The following is a 10,884-nucleotide window of genomic DNA, read 5'->3' on the forward strand; positions in this document are numbered from 1 at the left end:
TCCTTGAGCCGCTTCAGTTGATCGCGGCTCATGCCGCCATACTGCCTGCGCCAGCGGTAGTAGCTCTGCTGCGTGATGCCGACCTGGCGCGCTGCATCACCGACCGATAGTCCTTGGCCTTGCAGAACTTCAACCTGCCGCAGCTTCAAGACGATGTCCTCGGGCTTCTCTCGCTTCCCAGCCATTCTCTGGGCCTCTCCATAACGGGATCATATTATCCCTGGGGGCGGACCACTCCAGCGGGGGCACTCCACGGAGTCCGCCCGTTCGTGTCGATCTATGAGCTCAGTCGCGACCGCCCCACTGCGGACATTCGTAGGGATGGTCGTTGCTGGCGCAGCGTTCCCGAAGCAGACTTTCAAGTCTGCGGCCAATCATGGACGGGTCGCGACCAGTCATAGGCATGCGCATTCGAAGGTCAGCTTTTCGGAGGGATCGGTTCATCCAACGGTGGGCAGGCTTGGAATGCCATCAATAGCGACGTCAGGTAATCTATCGTCTCTCCGGTCGCATCTTCGAGGTCGTGCGCCGTGCTTTGCGCCACGGCAAGTCGTCCATCCGCAGCCCGTGTCACCCGGCCCCTCTCCTGTAGGATGGCCACCTTCCGCCGCACCGTTTCTCTCGGAATGCCGGAATATTCGGCGACCGACTGAATGTTGATCGGAAGTTGCCGGCTCTTCGGAACACTCCCGCTCGTCATTATGCCGAGATCCATAAGCTCGACCGCCCAATGCTCAGGCTGCGTCCGGCTCCCGATCACTGCCAACACGAGGGGCAGGTCGAGGTCGCCGTCAAAGCGTTTCCGCAGTTGAACAAGCAGGCGGGTGAAGCCTGCAAGATGAACGGGCCAAACCGTCCGGAAGTTCTTCTTGATGAACGCGTCTTGGGGTGCCCTGCGTGACGGCATCGCGGCCTCTCATGCAATGTCACCCAATTTGGGCGTCGGGCGACTTGGCAAGCAAGCAGAATTTTCGGATGCTTTGATGGCAATATTCTTGCACGTGACCCATGCCCTTTCTTTCGCTTACTTCTTCATCACCTCGGGATCGCGAGGAGCGCAGGTCAGCGAGACGGCGGGCTCATGCTGCTCTCCACAGGTGTATCGCCGGCGTCGGAGCTGGCATCGGGTTTTTGGCGTGGTGTGGATCTCCGCCGGCACACGCTCAGGATCGGGACCCGATGCTGTTTTTCGAACACGACCGGCTGACCGTCCGCGCGCACCTTCAGTTCGGGTTGAACGCCGTCGCCGAGCGAAACCTTTTCTGGGACCTCGCCGCGACGACCGCTCCGGGCAGCGGTTTTGACCCCGACACCAACTGGCTGGAGGGCTACGTCAAGCCAGGTGTCAGCTTCGAGTACCGGACGGGCCCGGGCGCGGTGTTCTACGGCAAGCTCTCGGCGGTGTCGTCCTACACCTGGGGCACGGACGCCTTCGACACCGGCGACACAGGCGCGACGACGTTGGAGGAGGCATACCTCGCCATCCGCGGCGACCTGAGCAACGGCCTGTCCTATGATCTGTCGTTTGGTCCGCGCGAGCTGACGCTGGGAACCGGCATGCTGGTCGCCAACGGCGCTACCAGCGGGTTCGAACGCGGGGCGCTGAAGTTTGGGCCACGCAAGGCGTGGGAGCGTGCCGCGATCGGGCGGCTGTCCTACGGGAATGTAACCGGAACGGCATTTTACCTCGACCCGAACGAACTGCCCTCGGCGGATGGAAACAACGAACTGGCGGGTATCGATCTGCGCCACGAGGACCCGCGGGGCGGCACCATCGGGGCAACATTCGTGGAGGTGCTCAGGTCCGACAGCCCCTACCCGCAGGCCGCGCCGGGCGGAGTCGGCGCCCCGACGGTGACACCGGGCGCGCGGGAGGGGACCCGCACGCTCGGCGTTTACGCAAGGAGCAACCCGTTCGAAGGCGCCCTGGAGAACTGGGTCTTCACCGGCGAATACGCCCTCCAGCGCAATGACGGGATCGACCTCGAGGCCTGGGCCGGGCGCGTGACGGCGGGGTACACCTTTGCCGGCATGCCGTGGTCGCCGAACGTGACACTGGGCTATCAGTCCTTCTCGGGGGACGATCCGGACACGGTGACCCTCGAGCGGTTCGATCCGCTCTACTACCAGGGCAGCCCGAGCGCCTGGGCGACGGGGTCGAAATCCGCCTCGACCTTCATCAATTCGAACGTCAACGCGCTGACGCTGGCACTGCGGGTTCAGCCGACGCAAGCCGACACCTGGACGCTGCGCTACGCGCATATCCGGGCGAACGAGCTGAACAGCCCGGTCCAGTTCGGCCAGGCCACGCGAGTCGACGTGGACGGCAACGTGGTCGCCGGCGTGACGGATGCGCATCTCGCCGACGATCTGTTTCTCGAATACAGCCGTATCATCAATCGCAACACGTTCCTGACCGCCGGCGTCTCTGTCTCCTTTCCCGGACAGGGGATCGACAACGTCATCGGCGAAAAGGCAGACCCATGGACCGGAGGTTTCGTGAATGTCGTCTTCAACTTCTAACGTCATAGCTCTGACCGCGGGTGTCGTGTTGGCTTTGGTCGCCGCGACCGGCGCGACCGCGCAATCCGAGCCGCTGTCGGCGCAGGAATCCGACCCCACCGTGATGGGCTGGATGCAGGGCTTTCCCCCGCCACCCGACAAGATGATCACGCAGCCCGACAGCGTCTATTTCAGCTTTCCCCGCCTGCGCTGGTCGGTCTGTCACCTGCGAGAATTCCTGCCCACCGAAGAGATCAGCCGCGGCCTCGGCGCGCCGGTCCCGCTCGCCTATCCCGCCCCGCACGAGTTCGCCGAACTGCGCCAGCAGATCGACGCGGTCACCTTCACGCCGCAGAACAGCGACGAGGAGATGACGTGGGAGGAGTCGCTCTACGCCAACTACACCGACGGCATGCTGATCCTGCACCGCGGCGAGGTCGTCTACGAGCGCTATATCGGCTGCCTGGAGGAGGACGGCAAGCACGCCATCATGTCGATGACCAAGTCCTTCACCGGGCTCCTGGCGGAGATCATGGTAGTCGAGGGTATCCTCGACGATACTCTTCTGGTGAGTGACATTATCCCGGAGATTGGCGACAGCGCCTTTGCGACTGCCACCGTCCGCCAGGTCATGGACATGACCACCGGCGTGAAATACTCCGAGAACTATTCCGATCCCGATGCCGATATCTGGCTCTATTCCGCCGCGGCAAGCCCGCTGCCCAAGCCGGAAGGCTACGAGGGGCCGGATGGCTACTGGGAATACCTCCAGCAGGTCCAGGCCGAAGGCAATCACGGCGACGAGTTCCACTACAAGACGATCAATTCCGACATGCTCGGCTGGATTATCAGCCGCGTGTCGGGCAAGGCGGTGACCGACCTCGCCTCCGACCGGCTCTGGCGCCGGATGGGTGTGGAGCAGGACGCCTACCAGACGGTCGACGGCAGAGGCGTGCCCTTTGCCGGCGGCGGCATCACCGCCGGACTTCGCGACCTCGGACGTCTCGGCCAGCTGATGCTGAACGAGGGCGAACTCAACGGCGAGCGCCTGTTCCCGGCCGAGGTCGTCGCGAAGATCTCCGCCGGTGGCGACCGCGCCAAGTTCGGCGACGGGTTCCCGACCTTCGGCCCCGGCAGCTATACCAGCCAGTGGTGGGTGCTCCACAACGACCATGGCGCCTATGCTGCCCGCGGTGTTCACGGCCAGACGATCTATGTTGACCCGACGGCCGAGATGGTGCTCGTGCGTCTCGCCTCCTTCCCGCAGGCGCAGAACGGCTTCATCGACCCTACCTCGCTGCCGGCTTACCAGGCAGTGGCCGAGTTCCTCATGTCGCGCTGAGCCCGTGGTCGGCGCGACAGTCGCAGCAGGGGGCGCGCCCCACACGGTCTGGAGGCGGCTGGACAAGGCCGCTTTCGGCATCATCTACGGCGCGATCATGGTGTTGAGCATCCTGCTGGCGCAGGGCGATCATCCAACGCCCCCCGCTCGAGACGGCGCTGGTGCTGTTCGGGTCCGTGCTGGCGATCACATTGGCCAAGGCGTTCGCCGAACTGGTAGCCCAGGCGCTGGACTCACGCGAGCGGATCACCCGCCACAGCTGGCGCAACGCATGGAAGCACAGCGCGCCGACCCTGTCCGTCGCCAACCTGCCGGCGGCATTGTTTCTTGCCGCATGGCTGGGCTGGATCTGGCCGGAGGCAGCCCTGATCCTGTCTCAGGGCCTTTGCGTGACGCTGCTCGCGGTGTTGGGCGCGCGGGCGGGTGGGCCATCGACCGCCGCATCCTTCCGGCGGTGCTGGGCGCGCTGGTCGCCGGCGGGATCGGAAGCCTGCTGTCGATCGTCAAACATGTCATCCACTGACAGAACGGCGCGTGGAAGGGGGACCTTGAAGATACTGCCTATACGTCGGTTTGTCGGGACCATTTCCGTTCCGTGCCTGCTTTTGGGGCTGATGTTCTTCGCGGCGTCGCTGACGCCGTCCCTGATCCCGCGCGGCCCGGCAGTGCAGGGCATCCTCGGCGGCCTCGTCACTGCGATCGGCTATCTGATCGGCCGGATCGTCGGGCTGCTCTGGACGGCGGCCGACATGCCGCGGCTGACTGGCCGTCCCGCTTCGGTGATGACGGCCATGGTCACGATCCTGCTGATCGGCGTGTTTCTGTGGGTCGTGGTCAACAGCCGGGTCTGGCAGAACGACATCCGCCAGAAGATGGGTATCGAGGCCGCCGGTTCACTGCACCTGGTCACCATCCTGCTGCTTGGGCTGGTCACTTTCGCAGCTTGCCTTGCGCTTGGGCGAATGGTGGCGGCGCTGTTTCGGCTGTTCCGTGCATTGCTCCTGCGGGTGATGCCGGCGCGACGTGCGAACGTCCTGGGGGTCGTCGGGGTCGTAGCGTTCTTGTTCGTGGTCACCCGCGATGGCATCGTTGACCAGGTCGTGACCGGCCTCGACGAGAGCTACGAAGCGGCCCGGGAGCTCTTTCAGCACGCCCCGCCGCGGCCCTCCGCGCCCCGCATGACCGGCAGCGATGCGTCGTTGATCGACTGGGCGGCCATCGGCAAACCGGGCCGGGACTTCATCACCTCGGGGCCCGCGGCCGAGGATATCGCCGCCTTCACGGGGCGGCCCGCGCTGGACCCGATCCGCGTCTATGTCGGGCGCGCGAATGGTGAGACGCCGCGGGAGCGGGCCGAACTGGCGCTGGCCGAACTGATCCGCCAGGGCGCATTCGAGCGCGCAGTGCTGATCGTGGCAAGTCCCACCGGGACCGGCTGGATGGACCCCGGCTCTCACGATCCGGTCGAATATATCCACGGCGGAGATACCGCCACGGTCGCCGCACAGTATTCCTACCTGCAATCCCCGCTGGCGCTGATCCTCGAGACCAGCACCGGCCTCGAGCAGGCGACCGCGTTGCAGGATGTCGTGCATGGCTACTGGAAGACGCTGTCGGCGGACGAGCGTCCACGCCTGTACGTTCACGGGCTGAGCCTCGGGGCCTGGTCCTCCATGCATGCCACCAATCTCTTTCGACTGCTCGACGATCCCATCGACGGCGCGTTCTGGGCCGGGCCGCCGTTCCCCTCCGCTTTCTGGAACTATGTCCAGAACCAGCGCAATCCCGGCACGCCCTGGGTGCTGCCGACCATCGGGGATGGGTCTCTGGTGCGGTATGCCTCGCACACGGCCGATGCGTCCGAAGCTGCCTCAGATTGGGGGACCATGCGCATCGTGTTCTTGCAGTATTCCAGCGATCCGATCGTCTTTTACGATCCCCGCTCTCTATGGCAGGCCCCTCCATGGATGCGTGATCCCGCCGCAGACGACATGTCAGACCACCTCCTCTTCATCCCGGTCGTGACGCAATTCCAACTTGCTCTCGACATGGCGCTCGCGTTCGGCGCACCTGCGGGCCATGGTCATGCATATGTCGCACAGGACTACATCCGCCCCTGGATCCAGGTCACAGCGCCCGGCGACTGGACGCCCGAGGACACCGGCCGACTGGAAGCGCATTGCGACAATGGCTTTCAGCAGGGCTGTTCAAATACAAAGCCTTGACCGCACGCAATCCGGCCGAGCATGCCACTGCCCGACATGTGATCGTCGAAGTCCGCTTCTGACTTTCGGGACCGACTAATGTGCGGAAGCCGCGAAGGTCTGCTCACCGCCCTTCCCGCCGACTGGCTGCATGGCCGCGGCGAGAACCCAGCTTGTGCGGCAACCAACGGGAACGTCCGCTCACCGGATCCGTCCTGCAACGTCGGCGCTGCATCCTGGACGACCGCCAAGTTGCAGGCCGCCTGCGAAAACATTCACGCATGGGAGATCGTTAGTGCCGCCCCGTCGCGTCGTCCTCCTCGATCGCCTCCAGATTCGCCCTGAGCCGCTTCGACATGAGATCGTCTCTGGTCCGACCTGAAGCCAGAATCCGGCGTACCTCCTCGACGGCTCAGCCGGTCCGGTCGAGCTGGCGGCTCGCGGGGAGGAGATGATCCACCGCCTCGTCAACCTGCGCCGGGCTGGCCTCGTAGCCCCGTCCGGCAAGGAGGTGCCGGATGCGTGGAGGGCCACCTCTGCCGCGAAAGCGGGTTCCTTTACAGCGAAGTCCCGTGCGGCCCGGATGAGGGTCGCGGGAGCGGCTTCCGGGTCTTGCGCACAGTCGAGTGCGATATCCAGTTCCCCGGCGGTCTTTGCAGCGGCGAACCATTTCCCCTTGCGCCCGTGCAACGCCATCAGGCCCTCCAGGATGGCACCTGCATCACGGTGCGGGTAGCGCTTCACCAGATCGCGCCATATCGCGAGCCACGTACCACCGGATGCGGAGGAAAGGCCGAACCGAAGGTAGGCCTCGTCCTCCTTGCCCTGCCGCCGCAGAATCCCTTCGCAGAAACGGGAGATGTCGTGACGGCCCCAGGTCTGCCGATCATCTTCCAGGAGCTTTGCCGCAAGGGCCAGAGCCGCATCTTCCTGTCCTTGGCGCAGAAGCGCCGCGGCACCGAACTTCTCGTCGAACCAGAGACGCGTTTTCCTGAGCGCCAGCAGGTCCATCAGCTCGTCATACCGTTCCGCTTCCAGCAGGCAAGACAACGTCAGCGTCGCGGTTGGGACATGGGAGAACCGCGCGAGGTCCGCCCACGCCTCCTGAACCAGCTCGAGATCCCGGTCTGCATGCTCGTTTACCAGCTTCGTATAGATGGCGATCTCTCCGAACCGGTTCGAGAGCGGGGCGAGATAGTCCACGCCATCCTCGAAAATTGCGAGACGCAGCCGTTCCAGCCAAGAGGCCCGCGTCGCCGCGTCGGCGGGGGCTTCCAGCAGGATCGGCAGCAGGTCTTCGAGGGTCTTTCGCACCGCGGACCCCAAGGCTCCGGACGAGGTGTCAATGTGTTCGAAGGCCGGCCAGACGCGCTCGGCCAGCGCCACCACGCCCTCGGCCGCCAACACCGGTTCGGCACGGCCCACGGACCGGACCTCGGTGCTGGCCGCCTTGAGGCGCGCGATCGCTTGACAGCCATGGCTTCGCCTCTGTCGCACCGGTACACCGAGATTCATCGCACAGCAGGCAACGGTAAGAAAGGTTCTGGGAGGCCGTCTCCCTGGGCGAGCGACAGGCGCAACGGACGCGGGCGGCGGATACGGTTGAGAGGCGCCCCTGCGGGACACGTCCCGTTCCGAGATGAATCTCACCTGGGTCTTCATGCCTCGGCAATGCTCCTTCCCCGACCGCGGATGGCCGCCGAGACGAGTGGAAGCTTTCCTCCCTGCTCGCCCCGGCGCCGTGGGACACCGCTTACGCTAAGTCATTGTTCTGCATGACCTCCATTCGACCTGAGCGTGGGACACCTCACCCCTTGTTTTACTGGAATTTTGGGCGCTTCTGACCGTCCCCTACGGGCTGCCGCACAAATTTAATCACGTCATTTCAGTATGTTATCAAGAATCTGGTGTCCCACTCCGCCATTTTTGGCGCCCTGAGGAACGGCAGAGCCCCCAGGCGGGACCGCAGACGCACGGCCCGCTCGAGACGGCAACCGAGCTATTGTTGGGGCGGATTGCTGAAACGGCACCGGCTTCCGACGGGGACGAGAGGTTTCCATCTACATCTCGCCACCGCCGCATGTCCGCCTCGAGCCCTTCCGCGATATTTGAATTGAGCGACTTGATCGCGCAAAGTCTCCAAGAGCCTTCGCCAGTACGTGGCCAAAGACCAGTGGGGCGGGTCTGGCTACCTCGGCCAGACCCGGACCGAACGAACTCTTCGGTATGCTGCGGCTACCCGCGCTCAGGATCGGCGAGCACGCGGCGGAGCTGGTGAATGGTGAGCGGCTTACGAAGCCGGGGGGCGTCGCGTAGGACTGTCTCCGGGAGGTGCTTGGCCTCATAACCCGTAGCAACGACGTAGGGCACGTTCATTTCAACGAGGGCTTGGGCTACGGGTGTGGAGCGTTCGTTGCCGAGGTTCACGTCGAGGATCGCGAAGCCCGGACGCTCCAGATCGAGAAGAGCGAGCGCCTTCTTGACCGAGGGGGCCGGGCCGATGACTTCGCAGCCCAATTCCTCAAGGAGCGCCTCCATCTCGAGAGCGATGAGATACTCGTCTTCGACCACGAGGACACGGAGGGTCCTGCGGTTTACGCTGTCGATCATGGTTCCTTCCCCGACGCGGCTCGCTACCCGAGGCTGAAAGATGCGTCGAGGTGCAATCCGTCACTGCGGTACTCCACGGCGCATTCGCCGCCTAACTCATACTCGAACACCCGGTCCACGAGCTTCGTTCCGAAGCCATGGCGTTGCGGGGGTGAGGCCGATGGGCCGCCGCTTTCGCGCCAGGTGAAGTGCGCGATGTTCCCGGTTTCCGAGATGGTCCAGCTCACGCGCACCTTGCCATCAGGAACTGAAAGGGCTCCGTGCTTCAGCGCGTTCGTGGCCAGTTCGTGCAGAACCAGGCTGAGCGACAAAGCCGGTCGCGCGGGCAGGTCCAAGGCCGGGCCATCGACCTCCACGGATTCTGAACTCCCGTCGAGGTAGGGGCGCATGGTCTGCTCTACGAGACGCCGGAGGTCGACCTGCCTCCAGTCGCTTTCAAGTGCCAGGGAATGGGCACTGGTCAGCGCGTCCAGGCGCCCGAGAAACGCTTTCTGAAAATCCTCGCTCGACCGGTGCCCGTTGCTGCGGGCGGCGAGAGACCGGATGATCGCGAAGATGTTCTTGACCCGGTGGTTCAGCTCGCCCAGGAGCAGCTCCCGCTGTTCCTCCGCCTCCTTCCTGGCGGAGATGTCCGCATTCATGCCGACCCACTTCACGATCCGGCCGTCCTCATCGTGAATCGGCGATGCATCGCACTTGCTCCACCGCCACCCGTGCTCGGCGCTCCAGAGCCGATATTCCATGGAGAAGCGGTCGCCTCGAGAGATGCACTGCTGCCACTCCCGAAGGGTTCTGTTCCGGTCATCGGGATGGATGGCTTCAAGCCACCCCTCACCCCGGACGTCCTCGGGCGCCTGCCCGGTGAAGTTGCTCCAGGATGCGCTGCCCTGGGACCGGCCTTCGGGATCCGTTTCCCACGTCGCGTTCGAGGTGCTTTCGACCAGGACCCGGAATTTCTCCTCGCTTTCCCGCAGGGCGGCGGCTGCCCGGCGCGCCTCGGTCTGATCTTCGATGGCGAGCAGGATGAGTTGCAGATGATCGACGCGGCGCGCGTTGAGGATCATTGTCTTGCGGCCGATGTCCTTAAACTCGTGATCGACCTCGTAGTCGTTGAAGGTGTTGTTGTTGGGCAGCACGTTATGGAGCAACACCCGAAGAGCCGGGATGTCCCACTGGCCATTGCCGAGGTCGTAGACCATCTGCCCCTCGGTTTCCGACGGCTCGACCTGAAAGAACTCATAGAAGGTTTCATTGGCCGCGTGCACTTTCAGATCCGCGTCCAGGATCAGCAGCGCCTCGCGGGACGCGTCAATGATCTTCTCGGCGAGCTCCTTCTGTCCCACCAACTCCCGGTGCAGGTCCTCCCGCTCGGTAATGTCTTCGATGGCGAGGAGAACGAGGTCGTCCCGGTCCGGGCGCTCCATCCGGGACGCGTTCAGCAGCATGATGCGCCGGCCGATCTGCTCGAACGCGTGCTCCACCTTGTAGTCCGACACCTCGTTGTCGTTCGGGAGAATGTTCTCCAGGAGGCGCTTCAACTCGGGGATGTCCCACTGGTTGTTGCCGAGAGCGTAGATCGGCACCCCCTCGGTCTCCTCTTCGCTCACCTCGAAGGTGGCGTAGAAGGCCCGGTTCGCCGATACGACCCTCAAATCGCCGTTCAGGACGATCAGAGGCTGCCGCATGGTACGCATGATGGCGTCGCTGAAGAGACGCTGCTCGTGCGCTTCTTCCTGTGTCAGTGGTTCGTCCATTCGCCTGAATCTCGCGTGGTGCACGTGAAAGCGCTCATCAAAGCGTACGTCGTCAGGCGACGCGTGCACAACCGTCAGAGCCAAGCCCGCCTGATGGTACCAACAGCGGTAGTCGGAGATGTCAGCGGCAGGAATGATGCACATGCGGCTGGAGTGCCCCCGCTGGAGTGGTCCGCCCCCAGGGATAAAATGATCCCGTTATGGAGAGGACCAGAGAATGGCTGGGAAGCGGGAGAAGCCCGAGGACATCGTCTTGAAGCTGCGGCAGGTTGAAGTTCTGCAAGGCCAAGGACTATCGGTCGGTGATGCAGCGCGCCAGGTCGGCATCACGCAGCAGAGCTACTACCGCTGGCGCAGGCAGTATGGCGGCATGAGCCGCGATCAACTGAAGCGGCTCAAGGAACTGGAGGCGGAGAACCGACGGCTCCGGCGGGCTGTTTCCGACCTGACCCTCGACAAGATGATCCTGAGC

Annotated in this window: 9 protein-coding genes; 4 read left to right on the top strand and 5 right to left on the bottom strand. The window is 64.1% G+C overall.

Features of this window, described 5'->3' with window-relative positions; genetic code table 11:
• On the bottom strand, window positions 1-185 hold a 185-nt coding region (locus tag BM162_RS21640), incomplete at its 3' end, for a transposase (RefSeq protein ID WP_143096287.1).
• 233 nt (window positions 186-418) lie between these two features.
• Entirely contained in the window at window positions 419-907 is a 489-nt protein-coding gene (locus tag BM162_RS21645) for a helix-turn-helix domain-containing protein (RefSeq protein WP_093425882.1), read from the bottom strand.
• A 272-nt stretch (window positions 908-1,179) separates the two neighbouring features.
• Between BM162_RS21645 and BM162_RS21650 the strand changes: the two genes are divergently transcribed.
• From BM162_RS21650 to BM162_RS21665, 3 genes are all read left to right on the top strand, one after another.
• Complete coding sequence (locus BM162_RS21650; protein WP_093425883.1) at window positions 1,180-2,523, top strand: alginate export family protein; 1,344 nt, start codon at window positions 1,180-1,182, stop codon at window positions 2,521-2,523.
• Complete coding sequence (locus tag BM162_RS21655; protein ID WP_093425885.1) at window positions 2,504-3,844, top strand: serine hydrolase domain-containing protein; 1,341 nt, start codon at window positions 2,504-2,506, stop codon at window positions 3,842-3,844. The genes BM162_RS21650 and BM162_RS21655 overlap by 20 nt, the downstream gene beginning before the upstream one ends.
• 161 nt (window positions 3,845-4,005) lie before the next feature.
• Complete coding sequence (locus tag BM162_RS21665; protein ID WP_245759376.1) at window positions 4,006-6,069, top strand: alpha/beta hydrolase; 2,064 nt, start codon at window positions 4,006-4,008, stop codon at window positions 6,067-6,069.
• Between the two features lie 180 nt (window positions 6,070-6,249).
• Here BM162_RS21665 and BM162_RS21670 read toward each other — a convergent pair whose 3' ends face one another.
• The 3 genes from BM162_RS21670 to BM162_RS21680 all read right to left on the bottom strand — a co-directional run bounded on the left by BM162_RS21670 (window position 6,250) and on the right by BM162_RS21680 (window position 10,556).
• Window positions 6,250-7,473 carry a hypothetical protein gene (locus tag BM162_RS21670; RefSeq protein ID WP_143096288.1) on the bottom strand — a complete coding sequence of 408 codons (1,224 nt, stop codon included), beginning with the start codon at window positions 7,471-7,473 and terminating at the stop codon, window positions 6,250-6,252.
• An 810-nt stretch (window positions 7,474-8,283) separates the two neighbouring features.
• Window positions 8,284-8,658, bottom strand: a complete 375-nt coding sequence (locus tag BM162_RS21675; protein ID WP_093425890.1) for a response regulator — start codon at window positions 8,656-8,658, stop codon at window positions 8,284-8,286.
• A gap of 23 nt (window positions 8,659-8,681) precedes the next feature.
• A complete protein-coding gene (locus BM162_RS21680; protein WP_093425892.1) occupies window positions 8,682-10,556 on the bottom strand; it encodes a PAS domain S-box protein in 1,875 nt (624 codons plus the stop codon).
• Between the two features lie 73 nt (window positions 10,557-10,629).
• On the opposite strand from BM162_RS21680, the gene BM162_RS21685 reads away from it, so the two are divergent.
• On the top strand, window positions 10,630-10,884 hold a 255-nt coding region (locus BM162_RS21685; RefSeq protein WP_143096289.1), incomplete at its 3' end, for a transposase.

Source organism: Tranquillimonas alkanivorans, assembly GCF_900115595.1.
GTDB classification, from domain to species: domain Bacteria; phylum Pseudomonadota; class Alphaproteobacteria; order Rhodobacterales; family Rhodobacteraceae; genus Tranquillimonas; species Tranquillimonas alkanivorans.